Below are 22,980 nucleotides of genomic sequence, written 5' to 3'. Positions count from 1 at the left end.
CTCATTTTAACAGAATTAACAACAGAAAAGACAAAGACCCACTTTCCCGATTGGCTTGGAAACAGTTTCGACTTTGGGGTTTAATTGGTAGAAACAGAAGGCATATTAATGCGGCTGCGCAAAGTAACACAAGGATTATCAGGGGTATTGATTGGAAAACTAGTCTGACTAGGATCCCAACATGCAGTTAGCTGAACATCAATATAATTATTCAAAGGAGGTACAATACGATAAGATATACATGATCTATTATTGGAAGGAACTAAATTTCCGGTAGCTGCGCCTAAGTTCTCAAAATTCGGCATAATATGCCCGGTTGACAACCAATCTACCACTCCATTAGCTGTAAAGAAAACTACACCATTCAAAGGATTAATTCTATAATTTACCCAGTTATCATTAGCGTCTGCTTCGCCGTTTCTATTACTATCAACCCTAACGTTAAATTCGTTATTATTAACAGTTACTACTGGAGGATTAGCCAAGCCTCCAATTGCTCCCCCAGAAACATTTGTCCCTGCAAAAGTCTTTCTCATATGCTCCATAATAAAAGAAACTTCGTTTTGCAAAACAGTCTGCCTCTGAGAAAGGATAACATGATGGCGGGCGAACCCATCAATACTATAAATACTTAAAATCACTAAAGAAAAGATTACAACGGAGATTATTGCTTCCATCAGAGTAAAACCGGAGAGATTGTTTTTCATGCTTTAAACTTATTCCTGCCAGTGGACAGTAACACTAACTCTACGTAAATTAGGTAATGCCGGGAAAAAAGGAGTATTGATATTATATTCAGCTGTATAAGGACGGTCTACGTTTCTTAGGTTAGCATTTATATTATTACAAACAGGATTTTGCGTGCCAGCTTGACCACAAAATGTCTGGCCAGCTGTTAAACCATTGGCAGCAGTATCCCAAGTATCTCCTCTTATATCCATCTGAAGAGGATCCAAGAAAATCTTACCTAATTGGCTGGCTGCGGTACGTGCGCGGCTATGGACAATGTACCTTTTCCCGGAAACAACAGCATTCGCTAAACCTGCCATTATAAGGCCGAGTATAACCATAGAAACAACTATTTCCATTAAGGTCATAGCTTTTTTTGTATTCATGGTTATTTTAAGGTAAGCAAGCGCCTGCTATACAACCGGGATTAGCAAAGCCATTAAATGCTATAGCCAAAGTCCGGATTCTACCACCCGTGGTCCGCCTTGCTCTTGCTTGTAGAGCACCGCTATCAACAGTATAAGTCCAATTTTGCGTATTCAAATCAACACGCAAATCACGGCTTATCGCAACCGGATCACTAGTAGTACCTCCTCCCGGAGGATAGAAAGTTCTATTATGTTCCATAAACCAAGCACGCTCAGCTGCTCTGAGAAGCCCAAGAGTACCTTGGGCTTCTCTGTCGAGCGCTCGTTCCTTAGTTATCTCAAACTGCGGCATAGCAAAAGTAGCTAATATCCCCACAATTACTACAACAACTATTAACTCCAGCAAAGTAAAAGCTTTCTTCATTTTTTATAAATTAAGGTGTAAAGTTTCCACCCCAAACTCCAGCTTGAGTTAAAGTAATAGTTTCACCCGCATTACCGCCAGCTCTTCTTGTAGCTGTCGCTGTAAAACCTACTGGACCTACGCCACCTACAGCATACGTCCAATCAGCATCAGCATCAACTTCGTTCATTTCAATGAAGTTTCCAATAGCAGCTTGAGCACCACCTACACCAAACGCGACATAAGTATCTCTTTCAGCACGGAATAATTTCTCACCTTGGGCAATCAAACCTAAAGCATGCCTTGCTTTACCACCCTTTGCTCTTTCAGTTGCTGCCATGTACTGAGGAACTGCGATAGTTGCTAAGATACCAATAACAATTACAACTACTATCAACTCTATTAACGTAAAACCTCTTTTCATCGCCGTCTCCTTTCTTTTTAGAAAATTTTTTTATTTTATAAGAACGTTCTTTAGGTGTTTTTACTCACCTCCTTATCCCACCATATAAATATACATTATGCGGATTCTAAAGTCAATCCGATATTTTTTATCCTCCAATTTTTGCAATCTGGAATATCGGCAGAAACATTCCGATAACCATTACTCCTATAGCCGTACCCATAACAAGAAGAATTATTGGCTCAAACATAGAAACAAAACGGGTTAAATATGTTTCAGTATATTCCTGATAAAAAACATTAATTTTCTTAAACATCTGTGGAAGCTCTCCAATCTCCTCCCCAATACTGACCATCTGCACAAGCATAGGATCAAAAAAACCGCTCTTTTCAAGAGGTTCTCTTAAAGTTTTTCCTTCTCTTACTCCATCCTTAATCTTTCTTATTATATCAGCTACCACTAAATTCCCAACGCTGTGTTCTGCAATCTCCAAAGAATATAATATCGGAACTCCGCTCTCAAGCAAAGTAGACATCTCAGAAGAAAATCTTTCCATTGTTATGGCACGAAAAAATTCTCCCGCATTCGGAAGCTTAAATAAAAAATTCTCCCATTTTCTCCTGCCGTTTTCTGTCCGGATATATCTTCTAAAGAAATAACCTGCTGCAGCAAAAATAACAATTAAAAGTATGAATTTTGAGCGCAAAAAATTGCTTACAAAAAGAAGGAATTTAGTTAATGGAGGAAGTTCAATATTAAACCCTGAGAAAACCTGCGCAAAGGTAGGGATAATTTTTATTGTCATAAAAAGAAGGGCGCCAATTCCCGCAACAGTTAAAAGCGTTGGATAAACAAGCGCTGAAATGATTTTGGCTTTAAATGCAGCATTTCTTTCCAAATAAGTTGCAAGGCGCGATAAAACTACAGCCAAGTTACCTGAAGCTTCCCCGCTTTCAACAAGATTAATCCAAAGGTCAGAAAAAACCCTTGGATGCTTTGCCATTGCTTCATGAAAGCTAAGGCCAGACTCCATCCTTTTTTTTAAATCCTGCAAAACCTTGTTAAGCTGGTAACTGGAAACCTGCATAGAAATTATTTCCAAACTCTTTAGAATTGTAACACCTGCGCCAAGGAGCGTTGCTATCTGACGGCAGAATAAAACCAAATCCTCACTAGTTATGCTATTATGTTTAGGCTTAAACTTAATTTTAGCTGCTTCCTCTTTAAGCACAGGGATTTCTTCTTTACGCTCTGCAATTACACTTATAACAATAAAGCCTTTAGCCTGCAGTTTGCTAATGGCCTCTTCCTGCGTGCCCGCGTCCTCAACTCCGCTGGTCTTATGCCCGGATTGATCCCTTACTATATAATAAAATTTTGACACTAATCTCCTCCTAATGTAACCGAGAGCGCTTCTTCCAAAGAAGTTATTCCTGCTTCAACTTTCTTTATGCTTGACTCGTACAATGTTTGCATGCCTTCACTTCTTGCCAACTCTTTAATCTCCTGAAACGAAGCCTTTCTGTTAATTAATTCTTTAATTTTTTCACTTGCAACTAAAACCTCCCCTATGCAAGTTCTTCCTTTGTAACCAATATTATTGCATTTTGGGCAACCCTTAGGCCTATAGATTAATTCAGCTTTTAATTTAATATTCTTTGATTGATCTGCTGTAGGCTCATAAGCTTCTTTACAATCAGGGCATAATTTCCTTAACAAACGCTGAGCAACAATTAATAAAAGCGATGGAGCAAGCATATACGGCTCAATACCCATATCCACAAGCCGGGTTGCAGCCTGAGAAGCATCATTAGTATGTAGAGTACTTAAAACCAAGTGCCCTGTTAAGGCGGAACGAATGCAAATCTGGGCAGTTTCCAAATCTCTTACTTCACCAACCAGCATTACATCGGGGTCCTGCCTTAAGAAACTTCGCAGCGCTGAAGCAAACGTAAGCCCAATATCAGGCTTAACCTGTACTTGGTTAACTCCATCAAGCTTATACTCTACGGGATCTTCAACTGTAACAATATTTGTCGCCGGGTTCTTTATTTCATTTAAAATAGTATAAAGCGTAGTTGACTTTCCACTGCCGGTTGGCCCTGTAACAAATATAGACCCGTAAGGTTTATGTATAGCTATACGTATATTCTCCAATTGCTTTCCCTCATAGCCCATCTTTGCTAAATCTAAAACCAAGCTGCCACGGTCTAAAATTCTTAATACTGCTTTTTCCCCGTGTATAGTCGGAATAATTGAAAGCCTTATATCTATTGGACGGCCCTCAATCTTTACAAGAATAGCTCCATCTTGAGGAAGGCGTTTTTCCGCAATATCAAGACGGGCAAGTATTTTAATACGCGAAATTATAGGCATATGCAGATGTTTTGCGGGAGGAGGTATCTCTATAAGCTTCCCATCTATACGGTACCTTAAAGAAATCCTGTCTTTAAACGGCTCTATATGAATATCAGAAGCTCTCTCGTCAATTGCCTGCCTGATAATCAAATCAACTAATTTTACAACAGGAGCTTCTTCAGCGCGCGCAACTAATTTATCTAAACTCAACTCCTGCTCAATTACATCCGAAGTTATAGTCTCTGTATTATTACTATCATAACTTGCATCCACAACCTGTTTAAGCATTCCGGATTTGCCATAAAACTGCTCAATTGCCTTCATAATATCCGGTTTTGTGGCAATCACCGGATTAATCTCACAACCAGTCAATCTTTTTAGATTATCTATAAGAATAATATCCAGAGGATCAAACATAGCGACTGTAAGAGATTTCATTGTTCGTGATAATGGCAGTACAATATTCTTCATAGCAAAATCGTGAGGGATAAGCTGGTTCATGCCCTGATCAATGGCGGGATTAAGCATTCCGGTACCTAAGGAGAAATAAGGAATGTTAAGTTGTTTACCCAGAACAGCAACCATCTGGTCTTCTTTTACCATGCCTAACTTAACTAAAACCTCTCCTAAGCGGCCACCTTCCTGCCTTTGGACGTTTATTGCTTTTTCTAACTGGCTGGAATTAATCAGGCCTTCCTTAATAAGGAGCTCGCCTAATTTAAGATATTTTTCCTTGGGCATTAGTTATTTTTTTTCAAAATTCCTTAAGCTGGAGTTTATTGCCAAATCGCGGTTAAACCCTAAAGCCACATCCTGTTCCCGGGCTGGTAAGCTTTGTTTGGGTGCCTGAGCAAGTTGAACGCTTGATGAAGTTATTACATCTTTTCTAATATGCGGAGTAATAAAAATTAAAAGTTCACGCTGTTTATTTTTGTCAGAAGTCCCACCTTTATGCCTAAACACAGCTCCAAGAATCGGAATATCTCCGAGAAAAGGCACTTTTGTAGTAACCTGGCTGAATTCATTACGCAACAACCCTCCAATAATTACTGTTTCCCCGTCTTTAATCCTTATAAGAGACTTTGAACTTCTCTCTTCAGGATCTCTGAATTGGTTTGTTTTCCCATCACTTGTTAAAGTATTGCCTTGAATCGCTTCAGAAACCTTTGGATTAATGAACATAGTTATTTCGCCAGCTTCAACATTAATCTGAGGAATTACTCTTAAGATTACACCTGTCAGCGCTCTTTCTGCTTCTGAAGTAGTTGTCCCGGAAGATCCCCCAGCTGCCGCAGTAGTTGTTTTAACGCCAATTGATTCATTACTAGCAATCTTAATTTCAGCAGGTTCATTATTTAATGTAAGGATACGCGGACGAGCCAAAAACTTTGTATCTGTTTGGGTAGTTAAATAATCAAAAACAAACTTAAGATTTGTAGGAAAACTTAAAGTTCCGGGAGTAAAAGTCTTAGACGCGGTATCCGGCTTAAATCCAGATATAGGAAATGGCAGGCTCCTTGAAGCACTGACTATCTGCATAGCAAAAGAACCTGCATTGGTCCAATCAAAACCTAACTTATCAACTACATTCTTACTTACATCCAACATTTCAACTTCAAGCATTACCTGAGGAGACTGGGTGTCTAAAGAAGCGATGACTCCTGCAATAACTTCCATCTGTCTCGGGCTATCAGTAATAATAAGGCTATTCGTTCTGAAATCTTCAATAACTGAGCCGGCTGGAGTAAGTAATTTCTTTATTACATTTGTTATACCTACATCTTCTTCGGCTTTCCATTTTCCCTCACTGCTACTAGAAGAACCTCCTCCTGAAGAAGAAGAGGAAGAAGGTGTTGGCCCAGAAGACCCTCCAGAACTATCCTCAGGAGGCTTTAATGCTGTTCCCATTTCCTCTTTTAGTGAAGAAGAAGACACTGTAGCATATTTAAGATAAAATACTCTTGTTACTGTTTCTAGTTGAGGCTTACCCCAATCTTTTACAATAAAAATATTTGATTCTTTGTTTATGTCATAAGTAAGATTATTTGCTTTAAATAATTTGTCCATTGCTTCCTTAACAGGAACTTTATCCAGGTAAAGAGTTACCTTTCTATCCTGCACAGACTCAGAAGCAATAAAATTTAGCCCGGATTGAATGGACAAGACTTTCAAGACATCTTTTAAATTAGCGTCCTGAAAATCCATTGAGACCACAGGCTCTAAATCCATAATAGTAACTTTAGGGTCAGCATTTAACCTTGGAAGCATAAAGAACAAACCTGCAATAAAAATAAAAACATTTAATTTAATTGCCCTGGACATTAGAATCCTCCTTGGTTTTAATCATACTTGCTGAAGCTACTGGGGATGATATGTTATACTGCCTTCCATCGAAGAGTACAATCACCCCTTCTTTATCAATACTTACAATTTGAGCTTCCTCTATTATATCGCCTACTTTTAAAACTTTATTATTCATTATTACTTGAGGCAAAACCCCACCCCAGATTACACCCTGGATAGTAAATGCGGGAAGAGGTCTTTCTTGCGTTGTAAATGAAGAGGAAGCAGATGCTTCCTCCGGCTGCACTAAACCTTTGAATGGGTCCCTTGCGCCTTGAGAATTATACACAATATTTGGCCTTTCAAAAACAACCAATGGTTTTTCTTCTTCTCGCTTAATAAGTTTCTCAATCCTGCTAGAAGTCTCATCGGGCTTTTGTGCAAAAAGATTGCCAGCGCAAATTAAATTAAATATTAAAATAAACATAATTTTAATAAGGTTTTTTTTCTTCATTTTGACCCTGCTCTGCTAAAGCAACGCTAGTTACCTTTAAGTTAGCAACTAAACCTTTTGTTCTTTGACCCTCATTTCTTATGTTTACATTATCTACTAAATAAACGTCCTTCGAGCTTTCAATACTGCTAACAAACCTGCCTACAGCATGGTAATCTAAAGCATTAATAACTACATCAAAAGGAGATAACACGCAATACGAAGTGATTTTTTCTTCAGAGGGCCTGACTGAAACAACCTGGACGCCGGCACTCTGAGCAAAAGAAGTTAACTCATTAATAATAGCGCTTGCCTCTTTCTTTGGTAAAAGCCTCTTATAAACATCTATTCTTTTTTCTAACTCGCTAATCCCTAACAAAGCAGCATTTCTTTTTTTCTCCTGCTCCTGATTAAACTCCAAAGACTTGATTTCTTTTGTATTCTGATTATAGATATACACGGAAATAATAATACCGATCAAAACAAAACCTAAATTAATAATCGTATTTTTATCTATCTCTCTTGCCATATTATTTCCCTTTATCTAAACCCTTACATAAAATTAAAAAATTCGTAACAGTGAATTTCCCTAACGAACCGCTATCAATTGAACTAACCGCAATCTCCTTAAAATAACCGGAGAATTCAGGATTATTCTTTAAATTAGAAACAAACTCATTAACCACAGTAAATTCTTTATTGCTATCACTCAAATAAGCAACTCCTCTTAATGCGAGCTCTGGCCTACCTTGATCTGTCTTACTAAACGTAAAATCATCCAGCCAGATCCCATCTGGGATAACTGCAGGGATAACATTAAGAGGCTTAGTAACATACAATTGTTTTTTTATAAACTTGTCTACTGTGTTTAATTGTTCTCTATACGAATCTTCTTTCGCAATTAATTCTTCTGGAGAAGAAGTTGCTGCTATAGAAGAAACTTCAATTCTTTGAGTTTTAATCCTGTTTAGTTCATTACGAACAGGCAAAACACGGAATAAAGCAAAGCCAAAAGTACCCAAACAAATGAGAGCTCCAACAACTATCATCCTAAAATCCAAAACAAAATCAGCAAATAAAGAATTAACATCTAAGTTTAAAGCAGCAGCATCTTTCATAGGCTGGAGCTTAGGCTTGGCCTTTTCTTTCAATAACTCAAAAACCAAGGGTATTTTTACACTGCCGATTAAAGAAGAAGAATAAGCCTTAATTAAACTTAAAGAATATGGACGAGTAGATTTAAAAATCTTTGAAGTCTCAATATATTGCGGCAAAAGCCCTAGTTCATTAAGGAAAGCTTCTATATCGGAGCGAGCTTCTTGCTCAGAGAATAAAAATATTTTTCTTATTTTTTTATCCGGGGCTTTACGGTGGAAATAATCAAGCGAAACCCTTACTTCGGTTTTCAACTTTTCTATCATAGACCCCGGGACTTCTTCGGGGCTTTCCGGGCCTTGCGGGCCGCTGATTAGGTCTATATCGCGGCTAAATAACGGAAATCCATTTTCCAATACGGTAAAATTAATCTCATCTTCCCCGGAAGTACATAGGTCTAAGACAGCAATTGCCCCTTTATCATCAATCCCCATAGCTTTCAAGAACCGCGTTAAACTAAAAGGTGAATATTCAATAGAGCTAACTTTGATATTCAATTGCTGAAAAAGAGAAAGATATTTTACTAAAGAGTCCTTTTTAATCCCTATAAACACAACTGAGTTAGTCCGCGTTTTATTATTTAGAAACGAACGTGAATCCGAAATCATATCCTCAAATTTAAAAGGGATATACTTCTTAGCCTCAAAATTTATCGCGTTCTGCAATTCATCTTTAGGCAAAACAGGCATTTCAAACGTACGCACAATAAGATCTTTACCCGAAAGGCAAAGAACAGCATCTTTGCATTCAATATTAGCAGTTCTTAATGCTTCTTTTAAAGACGCTACAAGCTTAACATCTGAAGTAGCTTTATCTTCCAAGTCTTCAGAAGATATTAACGCCCTTGACACCTGAGACTCTTTAATAAGAGCCTTGCCTTTAGACTCAGCAATACTTATGTTCTTTTGTCCAAAATATATACCTAATGAAGAAGCCATCAGCTATCTCCCGTTTTTGACAAACGCCTTCTGCTTTTTAACCAATTATCTACTTCACGCCGGTCAAATCTCCAGACCCCGCCAACCTTAATTCCAGATATCTTTCTCTGGTGAAGCCAATTATAAATAGTCTGCTTGCGCAATCTTAAATAATCAGCTAACTCATCAACATCCATTAGTCTTGCCATTGAATACTATCTTCTCCTATAATAAATCATTGTGGAGTTAATTAAATCATAAGACACTTATCTTGTCAACTGTTTTTTTATACATTTTTACTTAAACTTACTCGTGGAAATAACAGCGTCGGAATAACAGCCTTGTTAAGGCATATAACAACATAAAATACTTACTTATATTATAATAGTTATTGTACCTTTTGAATTTCTTTACAATGTTTTTTATGAAATTTCTGGAAGGATTTAATAGGAATTTTTTTAAAGCTATAAGTGCATCAATATTGGGGTGTTACGGCATAACAAGAGCATAATCAGCAGTAGATCTAATACAAGCCTGAGCGCCGGCTGGAGGAGGAGGATTCCCGCAGATTGCATCATTTATGTTCGCTATTGTAATTCTTACACTTTGGACTGCTGTTCTTGTACCAGCAGCATTATTATCAAAATTTTCATTAATAGTACAACCGCCTCCAGGTGCACACATAGTGATTATCCTGGGATTATTAACTGTAGGAATTGCCAAGCCTCCATTGGAAAGCATTTCATAGGCATAATTAATCCCGGCCCATGAAGCATAATAACCTTGAATCCTACTTACTTGATGATGAGTAAAACGGGTTTGATTACTGATTAAAGCAAGGATAGCATTGGCTAAAAAAACAACTACCAAAATAGTCCCTAATACAATAAATAATATAACTCCTCTATCGTTTCTTTTACTTTCAACCATCTTTTCGTAAAGATATGCTGTAATCGCCGTTTACCTGTTTAAGAATAACATGGCCTTCCCTTGCAAGCCAGCCTAAGCTCATAAGCGCAGAATCACGCGGCTTATCAATACCCTTAACCAAAGCAGTTAAAGTAACTTCCCCATGCTGATCTAAAAAATGCCAAATATCACCGGCTATAATTCCAATTTCTGTAATCATTTTTCCTCCTCTATAGTTATTGTAATATCAATATTGATACTGTCAATAACTTTTTCGGACCAGAATGAATTATTAGATCGATTGCGCTTCAATTCTGTCCCAGTACGTTTAATTATAACATTTTTAAAAAACAATTACAACCAACCTTACTTTTTATTATAACTTCCACAACGCGGACAAGTTGAAATTGAATCTTCTTTAGTATTAATATAGGTATAGGTGCAAACAGAACAGAACCAGATAAACTTTGGGTCTAAAGTTAAATCCTTGCCAGAATCTTTCTTGTTAAATATCCAAACAATAAAAAGAACGCCTAAAAAAAGGCTTGTAAAAACACCCAAGGCAATAGAAAAATCAATTTCAATCATTCTTGGCAGAAAGATCTATTTTAACGGTTTGCCAATTATTAGGAGAGAATTTTGACTTTTGTATGAAAAGATAATGACCGATATAGCGAAGGCTTAACAAGTCAACTTCCAGATTACCTGATGATATCTTACGTTTAACTAACGCTAACTCTCTGCTTCCTTGTGCGGAGATTTTAAATGCAAGCTCAACATGTGCAGTTTGACGGTCTTTGAAATACAAACTAAAGCTATAAGGAAGCACGGGGTGAAATACCAGTTTCTGTTCTTTTCTTGTTAAAACAGGCAGGCGCAAGTCCTTAAAGCTATCAGTATAGCTTTCTTTCTCCGATACAAAAATAGACGATACCTGAGGCTTTGAACAAAAATCAAACAATGCCTGCGGCCTCTGGTAATCAGAAGCTTTTGTTTCAGTGCTTACCTTATTGATATGGCTATCATTAACTTTAATAACCCTGGTGCTATTAAACAGCTTTAAATCTTTATTAATAATTTGACTGACCTGCGGATAAGTTAACAACTGGCCTAAAAAAGAAACCGGAGCATAATTTGTGATAGGAACCCTGCTGCTGAAAGAAAAACTAAAGAAGGTAAAAAAAACCAGGTGCCCTGCTATTGAAATAAAAATTATTTTTTTAAACGATGTAAGTTGGGAAAGCATTCTTTACTCTTGATTAGTCGCCAGGTTAATCCTGCTTACCCCCTGGCTTCTTGCTAAATCCCAGATCTCTACAATCACTCCCAAAGAAGCCCGCTTATCCGCTTTAACCAAAACCGTTTGGCTGCGTCCTGACAACTGATGAAATAACAATTTTAAATCAGCAATCGTAATTAACTTATCATTAAGATATATCTTATTTTCTTTATCCAATACTATTTCAATATTCTCATATTTGACAACTTCACTAGTTACTGCCTTAGGCAAATCTACTCTTATCCCGGGTTGCAGTACAAAGTTAGAAGTAAGCATGAAAAATACTAACAAAAGAAATATAGTATTAATTAAAGGAACGATATCTATTTGGTGAAGCCCATGCTCAAGTTTCATCCTTCCTTTAAATCTCATACATCATCCTTTATGCTAATTTTCTTATTCAGTAAGGAAATTTACAAATTCAGTGGAAATCTTCTCCATCTCTAAAACAAGATTATTCACCCGGCTGACCAGGTAATTATATGCGACATAGACCGGTATGGCCACAACAAGGCCTGCGACAGTAGCCAATAATGCCTCCCAGATGCCTCCTGCCAAGTCAGAGGGGGAAACCGGATGAAAAACAGTAGCCTTGGCCTGAATAATCTGGAAACATCTTATCATGCCCGTCACTGTTCCAAGTAAACCTAAAAGCGGGCAAATATGCGCAATGGTCGCCAGAGTAGATAGATTCTTCTCTACCCTCGGTATTTCATATAAGGAAGCATCTTCGATTGTTTCAACTATCTGCTGGCGCGGCCGGTCATATTTCAATATGCCTGCCTTTAAGATGTTCGCGATAGGGCTCTTAATACTATCACAGATCTGCAGCGCTTCTCTTACTTCACTGCGCTTCATCTTATCCAGGATTTTCTTTAGAAAATCCTGGCTATCGAAATTAATCTTACGCAAATACCAAATTTTCTCTAAAACTATCGCTACCGCAAATATAGAACATAATAATATCGGCCACATGACAGGCCCGCCTGCCAGAAACAACTGCCAAAAACTCATTCTATATAGTTCCATAGTGTATTAACTCCTTCTTTATTTTTTTATATTTGCTTTTATCCAATCAAGGCGTTCTTGCGCGTATTTAGACTCCGGAACACCCATTGCAACAATTTTTTTATAAATATTCTGAGCTTCTTTATAATTTTCTCTGTTCTCGTAGATTGACGAAACTCTTAAGTAAGCTTTTATTGCCAAACTATTGTTACCGGGATAAAGGTATGTTGCCTTTAAATATTCTTCAACTGCCTCATTAGGCTTTCCCTTTGACTCTAAAACTTCGGCTATCTTGAATTGGATTACCCCCATTTCCTTTTCCGGGACGATATCAAGGCTATTCCGGTAATAATTCAATGCCTCATCGTAATTATTCATATTAAAATAAAGTTCTGCAAGCTTAGGATAGATAACACTGGAGAAATTAGGAAATTTCTTGATAACATCTTTATACTCTCCGAGAGCCTGATCAAGAGAACCTTTCTTCACAAAACAATCGGCAATCGCGATAGTTGACTGCGCAGCCAAATCCGGCTTCCCTAACTCCACGGCTTTCTTAAAATTTTTGATCGCTTCATCATATTTGGAATCCTCAATATAAGTTGAACCTAAAGCATAATAAGCATCGGATATAAGGCTGCTCCTGGGGAAATCCTTAATAAGCGAATTAAAATACCTACGGGCCAACATAAAATCATTGTGCCGATAATAATATTCTCCCAGCCACCAGATAATTTCCGCAGTCAAACTTGAATCGGGATATTTAGAACGCAGAGATTTAAACCTCTCCATAGCCTCCTTCTCATTTCCCATCTGGTAAAAACAATCTGCTATCTCATATTCTGCCTTCTGGATTAATTCGGGATTTTGGCCATAGAGCCTTACGATATTTTTAAATACCTCAATAGACTCAGTATATTTCCCAAGGTTATAAAGGCTCGTCCCTAATAAATACAATGCATCTGATTTTAGATTGCTCTCCTTAAACTGATCCTGGAATTTCTCAAATATTTCCCGGCTGGAATTGTAATCTTGTTTTTGGAAATAAGCCAAGCCTAAAGCATAGGTTGCCTCATCAAGAAGCTTTGATTGGGAGAAATTCTTTTTAAAATTTAAGAATGACAATATCGCTCCGTCATAATTTGAAGCCTTGAGAAATGTAAGGCCGAGCTGATACTGCACATAATCACTATAGAAATTATCAGAATAATCCTTTAGTATTGAATCATAAACTTCCTGCGCTTTTGCATAGTCACCGGAATCCTGATAAGCATCTCCTATTTGGCATAAGGCGCTTACTTTTACTACTTTATCTTCGCTTTCTTTAGCAATCATCCGGAACTCTTTTATTGCTTCTTTAAACTCGCCTTCTTTCAAGAAAGACCACGCTAACCCATAATGCAATTTATCAATCAAATCCTGCGGGACATCCTGGCCATTAACTTTAGCAATGGCCTCTTTATAAACATCTACAGCCTTTGAATAATCTGAAAGATTATATAAAGTATCAGCTTTACCAAGGTATGCCTGCGTCATTACAACCGGGTCCTGGGTTATAAGAAGAAGCTCATCATAAACTCTCCTTGATTCATCAATCCTGCTTGTTTCAGTCAAAAGAATAGCTTTACCCAACAACAGAACATCTAAACTTCTCTTTTCCAGATTAGCCGGTTTAATGTCATTAAAAGCATTCTCGGCTTCCTTGTAGCGTTTAAGTTTTAGGCTTGACCAAGCCATGCCTAATTTAGCCAAGGCCTCAAGCTTATCATCTTTTGTGTTTATGGAAGCTTTGGAATATCCGTCTATTGCTTCAGAAAAATTATTCAGATAATAATCCGCTTCCGCAAGGTAAAAATAAAGGTAGGTCAGCCTTCCGGGATCTTTAGCGTAGACTTTCAGGTATTGCTTAAGTTTGTCTTTTAAAGCATTATAATCTTTAAGATTATATAGGCACTCTATTATTTTGAAAGAAGCTTCTTTTGCCTGCGGCTCTTTAGAGTATTTTTCTTCTATAACCTTAAAGAACTTTAATGCGTCGTTAAATTTCTGGGATTGGAACAAACACCATCCAAGGGAATAATAAGCATTGGGAGCATAAACGGAATTAGGGAATTCATCAATAATCTTCTTGTAATATTCCGCTGCTTTATCAAAATTATTCCCTTTAAACTGCACCTCGGCTATCCAATAAAAAATAGCGTCTTTCAGATTATTAGAAGAAGGCTTACTTAATAAACCTTCAAATTTATTGAGCGCTTCAAGAAAACGATTCTGGTGAAAGTAGCATTCTCCGATAAGTAAATTAACTTCTGCATGCTTTGGAGAAGCAGGATAATTTTTTAGAAAACGCTCCAGCATTCCAAGGCTAACTTCATAAAACCCATCCTCAAATGCTTTTTTGGCTAAAAAAAGCGATTCATCTTCTTTACTAGCTTCTTGAGCGTATAAAGAATGGCTTGCCCCAAAACACAAATTATAAAATAATATGGAAGCGCAAAGTAAGAATGATAAAAACTTAAGTTTTGATTTTCTCATTGGATTTAACTATACCACTTCTCTATTTTTTATTCAACGCCTTTCTTAAAAACTCTCCCGTATAGGATTTTTTTACGCTAATTATGTCTTCGGGTTTTCCGCTTGCAACAACTAATCCCCCCTTGTCCCCTCCTTCAGGGCCAAGGTCAATTATATAATCAGAACACTTTATCACTTCAAGATTATGCTCAATTACAATGACAGTATTCCCTTTATCAACCAACCTTTGCAAAACAGAGATTAGCTTTGCAACGTCAGCAAAATGTAACCCTGTAGTCGGCTCATCCAGGATATAAAGAGTCTTGCCTGTTGAACGCTTACTTAATTCGCTTGACAGCTTAATACGCTGCGCCTCCCCTCCTGAAAGCGTCGTGGCGAACTGCCCTAACTGGACATAATCCAACCCTACATCATAAAGATAATCAAGCGTATTTTTGATACTTGGTATATTAGAAAACAGCTCCATCGCTTCTTCAACTGTCATCTCCAAAACATCAGCGATAGATTTACCTTTGAATTTTACCTCTAATGTAGAATCATTAAAACGCCTGCCTTTACAAACATCACATTTTACATAGACATCTGACAGAAAATGCATCTCAATCTTTTTTATCCCATCTCCCGAACAAGCCTCGCATCTCCCGCCTTTTACATTAAAAGAAAATCTCCCCGGCTTAAACCCTCTAATCTTTGATTCCGGAAGTTTACTGAATAAATCCCTTATATGATTAAATACTCCCGTATAAGTCGCGGGGTTTGAACGAGGAGTCCTGCCAATCGGAGATTGATCCACAACAATTACTTTATCTATAAATTCGGTTCCAGTTACTTTATCGCAAAGCCCAGCTCTTTCTTTAGATTTATAAAGCTTTTGTGCTAAGCCTCTATAAAGAGTTTCATCAATCAAAGTTGACTTTCCAGACCCAGAAACTCCGGTAATACAAATAAAACAAGATAAAGGGAATTTCACATTTATATTTTTTAAATTGTGCTCTCGCGCACCCTTAATTTCAATTGCCCTTGCCAAATCCACATGCCTTCTTTCTTCAGGCGCCTCAATCTTTAATTCCCCTCTTAAATATTTCGCTGTTAAAGAGTTCTTATCTTTAAGTAAATCTTCTTTAGTCCCAGCAAAAATTACTTTTCCTCCATGCCTGCCTGCTCCCGGGCCGAGGTCAACAACATAATCCGCAGTACGAATCGTGTATTCATCATGTTCAACTACTATCAAAGTATTCCCCAAATCCCTCAAAGATTCCAAAGTGTTTATCAGCTTTGCGTTATCTTTTTGATGCAAACCTATGCTCGGTTCATCTAAAATATATAAAACACCCACAAGGCGAGACCCAACTTGTGTCGCTAAACGAATCCTTTGGGATTCCCCTCCGGAAAGCGTTGAGCTTTTACGGTCCAGCGTTAAATAATCAAGCCCTACATCTATACAAAACTGCAATCTCTCTTTTATCTCTTTTACTACTTCATGCGCAATCAGGTTTTGCCTTTCCGTAAGATTTAAAGTAGAAAAGAATAGTTTCGCTTCTTTAATTGACATCTGCACAATCTGCCAGATATTCTTACCATTAATCAAAACACTTAAAGACTCTTTTTTAAGACGAGCCCCTCCGCAGGCAAGGCACGGCTGGCTGGACATGAATTTAGAAATTTCTTCTTTAAGATAATCACTATCGGTCTGTTTAAATAATCTTTCCAAATGCGGGATTAATCCTTCAAAAGGCTTATCATTTACCTCAACCTGGCTGCCATAAAGGATTGCCTTTTGTATATTTTTACTTAAATTCTTAAAAGGAGTATCAAGGTCAAAATTCAGCTCGGATGCTAGCTCCCTTAGAATCCATCTATAATAAAGGATATACCCTCTACCTCCCCTTTTCCAAGGAGCAAGTGCACCCTCATTAATCGTTTTGTTTTTATCGGGGACAACCAGGTTTAAATCAAACTCAAATTTAGTGCCTAGGCCATTACATTCGGGGCAAGCGCCATAAGGAGAATTAAAAGAAAAAATCCGCGGCTCAACTTCCGCATAACTTATCCCGCATTTTACGCAGGCATATTGTTCGCTAAACATAAAATCTTTGGCTCCATGGGCAACTATAACAATTCCTTTTCCTACTTTTAACGCTGTCTCAACTGAATCTGTCAGCCTCCCCTTAACCGACTGATTGATAGTAAGCCTGTCTACCACAGCCTCAATATTATGTGTTTTATATTTTGCAAGATTAACCTTTACAGGCAATTCATATATTACTCCATCAACCCTGCAACGCACAAATCCCGATTTCTGTATTAAATTAAATACATCTTTATATTCCCCTTTTCTTCCTCTTATAATCGGAGCTAAAATCTGGATATCGCCGCCAACAGGATAAGTCAAAATCTTTTCTACGATTTCCTGAGCAGACTGCCTTTCTATGGGAAGGCCGCATTCATAACAATAAACCTTGCCAATGCGGGCGAAAAGAAGCCTTAAATAATCATAGATTTCGGTTTGCGTTGCCACAGTTGAACGCGGATTCCCTCCAGCAGTCCTCTGTTCAATGGCAATAGCAGGAGATAATCCTTCAATATACTCTACATCAGGCTTCTGAAGCTGCTCTAAAAACTGCCGTGCATAGCTTGACAGGCTTTCAACATACCTACGCTGGCCTTCTGCGTAAATAGTATCAAAAGCCAGGCTTGATTTACCCGAACCTGATAACCCGGTAACAACAATTAATTTATTACGAGGCAAATCTAAATTAACATTTTTTAGATTATGTTCCTTTGCGCCCCGTATAATAATAGAGTTATTTTGCATTCTTGATCTTTTCCTTTAATTCTTTGCTTGAAGGATCAATGTTTAAAGCTAATCTATAATATTTTTCGGCTTGCGCGAAATCATTATTTTTCACATACAAATCACCCATCTGCACAAGGCTGTCAAAATAACGGGGATTTAACATAAGAGAATTTACTAAAACCTTGATTGCCATATTGAAATCTGATAATTTCTCGTAGCATAAGCTTAATTTATAATAAACTTCAATCTTATCTTTATTAACTTTCAAAGCCGTATAATATTTTTCTAAAGCCTGTTTTGGCTCATTCTTATAATATAACAAGTCTCCTTCCAATATGTACCGGTCGCTTGCCTCAGGGAATAAAACAGCAAATTTATTCACCTCTTTTTCTGCTTCTTTTTGCATGCCGGATTTTAGATATGCCCTTGCCAACTCCTTGTGGATCGGGTTATTATCCGGAAGATATTTTAAGATATTTTCAAAAGCTTTTACGTTACTCCTCCATTGCTGGCCATTTATAAAAGTAACAGTTGAATAGAATAATAAAAGTAAAATAAAAACGGGTTTCCTTGATATTTTAATCCTATCTAAAAACAAAGCAAATAAGAGAAAAATCCCTAAAGACGAAAAATACAACCAGCTCTCCGCCATCATCACCCTCTTTAACCAAGGATAAGCCCCCAAAGAAGAGAAAACCGGCAAGAACCCGGCAATAAACCATAACAAACCAAAAGTAATCAATTTATTTAATTTTTCTTTGAAAGACAAATAAACAATAACCAAGATAAACAAAGAGAAGAATATAAATGGTGCGTTGAATAAATTTGTTACAAACGGAGTTGATCTGAACATGTGCATTCCGTATGGGAACACTAAAACTAATAAATACCTTGGGATAATATTTAAGAGATTGGTAACGCTTGGGATAAATCCGAGGTTATCAGGATGGACAGAAAAAGCATAAGGCCCAAAAACAGCATACCTTATAAAAAGGTAAGCTACTCCCAACAAAACAAATGGAATAATATTAAGATAATCCCTCGCTTGTTTTTTAAGCAAATATAAAATAAGCATAATAAATAAAGGCAGGATTATCGCGCTTTCCCTGCAAAGAAGCGCCAGTGCCGCGCAAAAAATACTTATAATACAAAGAAACTTCTTCTTAAGAATAGCAAACCGGGTAAAGAAAAAAACACTGGCTAACATAAAAAAACAAACCAATAAATCAGCTCTTCCGGAGATATACGAGACTACTGATGTATTAATCGGATGAATAATAAACAGGATGCTTGCTATCCGGGCAACCGCAATTGGCGCAAGCATTGAAAACAATAAATACACAAGGACCCCATTAAGAATATGCAGTAAAATGTTCGTAAGATGAAAACCAAAAGGATTTATCCCCCATATCTTATAGTCAAAACTATAACTGGCTAACTGCAACGGCCGGTACATCTTATCAAAAGGAATTTTGTTTAAATTCATCTCCGGATAATCATAAAGCCCGGAAACAAAAATAAGCGGGGCAAGGCTTGCAGATTTTATAAGAGGGTTATTTACCACAAGAGCTTCATCATCAAGGACAAATCCGCTATTTAAGCTTTTTGAATAAATAACAAAAGCTAAACAACATAAGATTATAATAAATGATTTCTTCATGCCTGTTCTACACGCCTTCAAAAGAAAGCCCCCTGCAAAAATAATTATTATTTTGCAGGGGTCCTTCTTCTATAAACACTTATTTCTTTTTTTTCTTACCGCCTCTTTTCATCTTGGCACAAGAAACATCTCCTTGTTTATCCAAGAAATAAAGATAGCCTTCTTTTCTCTTAATTCCACACTTCGCTACCTTCTTTGGGCTACCCCCTTTTTTACTTCCTCTTGCCATCTTTGCACAAGAAACGTCTCCTTGTTTATCGATGTAATAGAGATAACCTTTTTCTCTTTTAACTCCTACCTTGGTTACTTTTTCTGCCATAGTCTAAATCACCTCCTTTATTTTTAAAATTTTTAACTCAAGAGCCTATTCTTACTGGCTCTAAAATCTGCTTTAAAACTGCAACCGCTGATAAAAATGCCAAATAGCTCGTCTTTGGATTATCAGGATGCAAAACATTTTCTGTGCGGGTGTAAATATCCCCTGCCTTAGAAATTATCTTTATTTCATGAATATTACGCTTTACTTGCGGAGAAGCAACAATTTTAACTTTAGTCTTATCCAAGCCAATACCAGCAATACTTAAGATTGCCGCAACATTGATATTTTGAGGAAAATACTTAACTGCTTCTTTAGCAGCGCCAAAAAATAACACCTTATCCTTTTTTATTGTATCCAGCTTAATATTCCTATCTTCTATAAACTTGACTCCCTTAAAAGAAAGTGGATTCTTTGTAGTAGTAAGTATAACTTCCTTTATTTCTGAGATTTTTGCAGCTTTTAGCGCGTCAATGCCGGCAATTGCTCCGCTCGGGATATAAATCTTGGCATTTTTTCTTTTTGCCAATTCATTTAATGTATTAAACTTTGCGGATATCCCTCCAACGCTCATTATCACTACATCTTTGCCTTTTGATAAAACAGCTCTGGCAATTTCATAAGAACATTTTGCAGACGAAGACTCAATGACCAAGTCCGACTTTTGGATTAATTGGCTAAAAGTCGTTGCAACGGAAAAATTCCCTGACTTATTTTTATCAATATCATATACAGCCGCAAGGCATGCTTGCGATTTAAAATCATTCTTTATGGTTTTAGCTAAGGAACTGCCTATCGCTCCGCAGCCAACAATCCCAATCCTTATTTTATTCATTGATGCATTCTCCGTATTATTACCATATTATCAATTAACCTTGTATTCCCGATCCAGACTGCCAGAACCATTAAACATTCTTTTTTTATTTCTTTTATAGGAGTTAGATTTTTAGTATCCACAATAGAGACATAATCAATTTTTGCAATTTTTACTTTATGGATTTCTTGCTTCATCAAACGGACTATTTTCCCGGTATCCCTGATCCCCTGGTTAATCAAAGATTTAGCTATTCTTAGAGAACGATACAATACCTGTGCTTGGGCGCGTTGAGCAGTATTTAGATATTTATTTCTGGAGCTCATCGCCAAGCCATCATTTTCCCTCAAAGTAGGCATTACTTTAATTTTAACCGGTAAATCCAAGTCTGAAACCATAGCCTTAATCACAGCTACCTGCTGGGCATCCTTTTGCCCAAAATAAGCAATGCTAGGGCCTACGATATTAAAAAGTTTCGTTACCACTGTTGCTACCCCCCGAAAGTGGCCCGGACGAGTTGCTCCACAGAGGATATCGCTTAATTCTTTAACCTCAACAAAAGTTTTAAAATCTTTGGGATACATTTCTTTTGCTTGGGGATAAAAGATGAAATCAACCCCTGCATTACGGCATAATGCCGCGTCCAAAAAAAGATTCCTGGGGTATTTCTTAAAGTCTTCTTTTGGGCCAAACTGGGCAGGGTTGACAAAAATACTAACCACAACAATATCATTATCTTTCCGCGCCTGCCTGATTAAACTAAGATGCCCCTCGTGCAAAGCTCCCATGGTCGGGACAAAACCAATGCTTTTACCTTTAAGGATTAACTTTCTGGAAATTACAGACATTAAATTCTTGCAGCGGATAATTTTCATATTATTTCTAATAAAGGCTTGAGCACAAATTCACGTTCCAGCATCCGCGGATGCGGGATACAAAGCTCTTTTGAGTTCAAAACCAAATCATCATATAATAAAATGTCCAAATCAATTACTCTTGGCCCCCAGCGTACGGTTTTCTTGCGGCCAAGTTCAATTTCAATAATTTTCAGTTTTTGAAGTAATATTGCGGGAGGGAATTTTGTTTTGATTTTTATTGCGGCATTCAAAAATTTTCCTTGGGACACCGGCCCACCAACAGGCTTAGTCTCAATTAATTTAGATACTTTTAAAACTTTTGTCTCTTTCAAAGCGTTAATCTTTTTAATGGATAAATTAATGTTTTTCCTTTTATTCCCAAGGTTTGTACCAACACCTAAATAACAAATCGCCATTAAGAAATCTTTTTTAAACGCTCAAGCGCTTCTTTTATCCTCTCTTTCGGAACAGTAAGCGCCATGCGGATATAACCTTCTCCATATTTTCCAAAACCCACACCGGGAGTTGCAACTATATTTGCTTTTTCAAGTAAGAGTGCTGCAAATTTGATAGAAGACATTTTATTGGGAATCTTAATCCAAACATAGAACGTAGCTTTTGGGACTCTTACTTTCCAACCCAAAGAATTTAAACCGCCTACTAAAACATCGCGCCTTTCTTGATAAAGAGCACACATATTTTTAACATGGTCTTGAGGGCCTTCAAGTGCAGCAATTCCGGCCAATTGGATTGCAGTAAAGATTCCTGAGTCAACATTGGATTTTACTTTTGCTAATGCTGCCACAAGTTCAGAATTTCCGCAAGCCCAGCCAACACGCCAACCAGTCATATTATAAGTTTTGGATAAAGAATGAAACTCAATAGCAACCTCTTTAGCTCCTTCCACTTCAAAAATACTCGGAGCCTTATATCCATCATAGCTCATTTCTGAATAAGCCAAATCGGAAATTAATATTAATTTATTCTTACGCACAAAATCGATTACTTCCTTGAAAAAACTTTTTTCAGCGCAAGCGTTCGTTGGATTATTAGGGTAATTAATAAAAATTATCTTGGCTTTCTTGCAGATACTCGCTGGAATTTTCTTCAAATCAGGTAAGAAAGCGTTTTGTTCAAGAAGGGGCATTAAATAAGGTTTGCCACCTGCAAGGATTGTTCCGCCTTTATATGGAGGATAACACGGATCGGGAACCAATGAGTAATCCCCTTCATTAAGAAACCCCAAAGGAAAATGCGCAATACCTTCTTTAGAGCCGATTAAGGGAAGAACTTCGGTATCTGGATTCAAATCAACATTAAATCTTCTTTTATACCAGCCTTCAATTGAACGCCGTAATGCCGGCATTCCTTGGTCTAGGGCATAACGATGGGTGGAAGGATCAAGAGAAGCCTGATGCAAAGCTTCAATAATATATTTGGGCGTTGGCTGGTCGGGATCTCCTATCCCAATATCTATAATATCTCTTCCCTCTGCGCGTGCTTTTCTTTTTGCTTTATCAATCTCTAAAAATAAATAAGGCGGAAGGCTGTTGAGTTTCTTAGAAAGCTTAAACATGGTTCTCTATCTCCTATATTATTTACTTAAAACATCCTGCATTGAATATAAACCTGCTGGTTTACCTACAACCCACTTTGCTGCTTTTAAAGCACCCAGCGCAAATAAATCACGTGTGTG

At 37.4% G+C, this 22,980-nt stretch carries 26 protein-coding genes; all 26 read right to left on the bottom strand.

What is annotated here, in order from left to right:
* Positions 1 to 80 precede the first annotated feature (80 nt).
* Positions 81 to 707, bottom strand: coding sequence for a prepilin-type N-terminal cleavage/methylation domain-containing protein (locus PHO70_08190; GenBank protein ID MDD5432942.1), 627 nt, complete (start codon positions 705 to 707; stop codon positions 81 to 83).
* Positions 708 to 716: 9 nt separating this feature from the next.
* Complete coding sequence (locus PHO70_08185) at positions 717 to 1,115, bottom strand: type II secretion system protein (protein MDD5432941.1); 399 nt, start codon at positions 1,113 to 1,115, stop codon at positions 717 to 719.
* 7 nt (positions 1,116 to 1,122) lie between these two features.
* Positions 1,123 to 1,521, bottom strand: a complete 399-nt coding sequence (locus tag PHO70_08180; GenBank protein ID MDD5432940.1) for a prepilin-type N-terminal cleavage/methylation domain-containing protein — start codon at positions 1,519 to 1,521, stop codon at positions 1,123 to 1,125.
* Positions 1,522 to 1,531: 10 nt separating this feature from the next.
* Positions 1,532 to 1,924, bottom strand: a complete 393-nt coding sequence (locus PHO70_08175; GenBank protein MDD5432939.1) for a prepilin-type N-terminal cleavage/methylation domain-containing protein — start codon at positions 1,922 to 1,924, stop codon at positions 1,532 to 1,534.
* 127 nt (positions 1,925 to 2,051) lie between these two features.
* Positions 2,052 to 3,287, bottom strand: a complete 1,236-nt coding sequence (locus tag PHO70_08170) for a type II secretion system F family protein (GenBank protein MDD5432938.1) — start codon at positions 3,285 to 3,287, stop codon at positions 2,052 to 2,054.
* Positions 3,287 to 5,002 carry an ATPase, T2SS/T4P/T4SS family gene (locus PHO70_08165; GenBank protein MDD5432937.1) on the bottom strand — a complete coding sequence of 572 codons (1,716 nt, stop codon included), beginning with the start codon at positions 5,000 to 5,002 and terminating at the stop codon, positions 3,287 to 3,289. Before PHO70_08165 ends, PHO70_08170 begins: the two co-directional genes overlap by 1 nt.
* Before the next feature lie 3 nt (positions 5,003 to 5,005).
* Positions 5,006 to 6,583 carry a secretin N-terminal domain-containing protein gene (locus tag PHO70_08160; protein MDD5432936.1) on the bottom strand — a complete coding sequence of 526 codons (1,578 nt, stop codon included), beginning with the start codon at positions 6,581 to 6,583 and terminating at the stop codon, positions 5,006 to 5,008.
* Complete coding sequence (locus PHO70_08155) at positions 6,567 to 7,058, bottom strand: hypothetical protein (GenBank protein MDD5432935.1); 492 nt, start codon at positions 7,056 to 7,058, stop codon at positions 6,567 to 6,569. Before PHO70_08155 ends, PHO70_08160 begins: the two co-directional genes overlap by 17 nt.
* Positions 7,036 to 7,566 carry a type 4a pilus biogenesis protein PilO gene (gene pilO, locus PHO70_08150; protein ID MDD5432934.1) on the bottom strand — a complete coding sequence of 177 codons (531 nt, stop codon included), beginning with the start codon at positions 7,564 to 7,566 and terminating at the stop codon, positions 7,036 to 7,038. Before pilO ends, PHO70_08155 begins: the two co-directional genes overlap by 23 nt.
* A gap of 1 nt (position 7,567) precedes the next feature.
* A complete protein-coding gene (pilM, locus tag PHO70_08145) occupies positions 7,568 to 9,130 on the bottom strand; it encodes a pilus assembly protein PilM (GenBank protein MDD5432933.1) in 1,563 nt (520 codons plus the stop codon).
* The gene (locus tag PHO70_08140) at positions 9,130 to 9,318 is read right to left on the bottom strand and encodes a helix-turn-helix domain-containing protein (GenBank protein MDD5432932.1); all 189 of its coding nucleotides are present in this window, start codon (positions 9,316 to 9,318) and stop codon (positions 9,130 to 9,132) included. Before PHO70_08140 ends, pilM begins: the two co-directional genes overlap by 1 nt.
* Positions 9,319 to 9,598: 280 nt before the next feature.
* Positions 9,599 to 10,039, bottom strand: a complete 441-nt coding sequence (locus PHO70_08135; GenBank protein ID MDD5432931.1) for a hypothetical protein — start codon at positions 10,037 to 10,039, stop codon at positions 9,599 to 9,601.
* The gene (locus PHO70_08130) at positions 10,032 to 10,238 is read right to left on the bottom strand and encodes a winged helix-turn-helix domain-containing protein (GenBank protein ID MDD5432930.1); all 207 of its coding nucleotides are present in this window, start codon (positions 10,236 to 10,238) and stop codon (positions 10,032 to 10,034) included. Before PHO70_08130 ends, PHO70_08135 begins: the two co-directional genes overlap by 8 nt.
* A gap of 146 nt (positions 10,239 to 10,384) precedes the next feature.
* The gene (locus tag PHO70_08125) at positions 10,385 to 10,606 is read right to left on the bottom strand and encodes a hypothetical protein (protein MDD5432929.1); all 222 of its coding nucleotides are present in this window, start codon (positions 10,604 to 10,606) and stop codon (positions 10,385 to 10,387) included.
* Complete coding sequence (locus PHO70_08120) at positions 10,599 to 11,264, bottom strand: hypothetical protein (protein MDD5432928.1); 666 nt, start codon at positions 11,262 to 11,264, stop codon at positions 10,599 to 10,601. The genes PHO70_08125 and PHO70_08120 overlap by 8 nt, the downstream gene beginning before the upstream one ends.
* A 3-nt stretch (positions 11,265 to 11,267) precedes the next feature.
* Positions 11,268 to 11,669: a biopolymer transporter ExbD gene (locus PHO70_08115; GenBank protein MDD5432927.1), complete on the bottom strand. Its 402-nt coding sequence runs from the start codon at positions 11,667 to 11,669 to the stop codon at positions 11,268 to 11,270.
* Between the two features lie 24 nt (positions 11,670 to 11,693).
* Positions 11,694 to 12,326: a MotA/TolQ/ExbB proton channel family protein gene (locus tag PHO70_08110; protein MDD5432926.1), complete on the bottom strand. Its 633-nt coding sequence runs from the start codon at positions 12,324 to 12,326 to the stop codon at positions 11,694 to 11,696.
* 18 nt (positions 12,327 to 12,344) lie between these two features.
* Positions 12,345 to 14,840 (bottom strand): tetratricopeptide repeat protein, encoded by a 2,496-nt coding sequence (locus PHO70_08105; protein ID MDD5432925.1) that lies wholly within the window; start codon positions 14,838 to 14,840, stop codon positions 12,345 to 12,347.
* 22 nt (positions 14,841 to 14,862) lie between these two features.
* A complete protein-coding gene (gene uvrA / locus PHO70_08100; protein ID MDD5432924.1) occupies positions 14,863 to 17,655 on the bottom strand; it encodes an excinuclease ABC subunit UvrA in 2,793 nt (930 codons plus the stop codon).
* Positions 17,645 to 19,297: a hypothetical protein gene (locus PHO70_08095; GenBank protein ID MDD5432923.1), complete on the bottom strand. Its 1,653-nt coding sequence runs from the start codon at positions 19,295 to 19,297 to the stop codon at positions 17,645 to 17,647. The genes uvrA and PHO70_08095 overlap by 11 nt, the downstream gene beginning before the upstream one ends.
* A 79-nt stretch (positions 19,298 to 19,376) precedes the next feature.
* Positions 19,377 to 19,616, bottom strand: coding sequence for a hypothetical protein (locus PHO70_08090; protein ID MDD5432922.1), 240 nt, complete (start codon positions 19,614 to 19,616; stop codon positions 19,377 to 19,379).
* Positions 19,617 to 19,653: 37 nt separating this feature from the next.
* A complete protein-coding gene (locus PHO70_08085; protein MDD5432921.1) occupies positions 19,654 to 20,448 on the bottom strand; it encodes an aspartate dehydrogenase in 795 nt (264 codons plus the stop codon).
* Positions 20,445 to 21,302: a pantoate--beta-alanine ligase gene (panC, locus tag PHO70_08080; protein MDD5432920.1), complete on the bottom strand. Its 858-nt coding sequence runs from the start codon at positions 21,300 to 21,302 to the stop codon at positions 20,445 to 20,447. Before panC ends, PHO70_08085 begins: the two co-directional genes overlap by 4 nt.
* Positions 21,299 to 21,700, bottom strand: coding sequence for a 2-amino-4-hydroxy-6-hydroxymethyldihydropteridine diphosphokinase (folK, locus tag PHO70_08075; GenBank protein MDD5432919.1), 402 nt, complete (start codon positions 21,698 to 21,700; stop codon positions 21,299 to 21,301). The genes panC and folK overlap by 4 nt, the downstream gene beginning before the upstream one ends.
* Positions 21,700 to 22,860 carry an LL-diaminopimelate aminotransferase gene (locus PHO70_08070; GenBank protein MDD5432918.1) on the bottom strand — a complete coding sequence of 387 codons (1,161 nt, stop codon included), beginning with the start codon at positions 22,858 to 22,860 and terminating at the stop codon, positions 21,700 to 21,702. The genes folK and PHO70_08070 overlap by 1 nt, the downstream gene beginning before the upstream one ends.
* Before the next feature lie 18 nt (positions 22,861 to 22,878).
* The coding region (locus PHO70_08065) for a dihydrodipicolinate reductase C-terminal domain-containing protein (GenBank protein ID MDD5432917.1) at positions 22,879 to 22,980 on the bottom strand (102 nt) is incomplete at its 5' end.

It is taken from the genome of Candidatus Omnitrophota bacterium (genome assembly GCA_028715415.1).
In the GTDB taxonomy this organism is placed as follows: domain Bacteria; phylum Omnitrophota; class Gorgyraeia; order Gygaellales; family Profunditerraquicolaceae; genus JAQURX01.
Note: the sequence above shows the minus strand (reverse complement) of the source record. Positions and strands in the feature narration are given on the sequence as shown.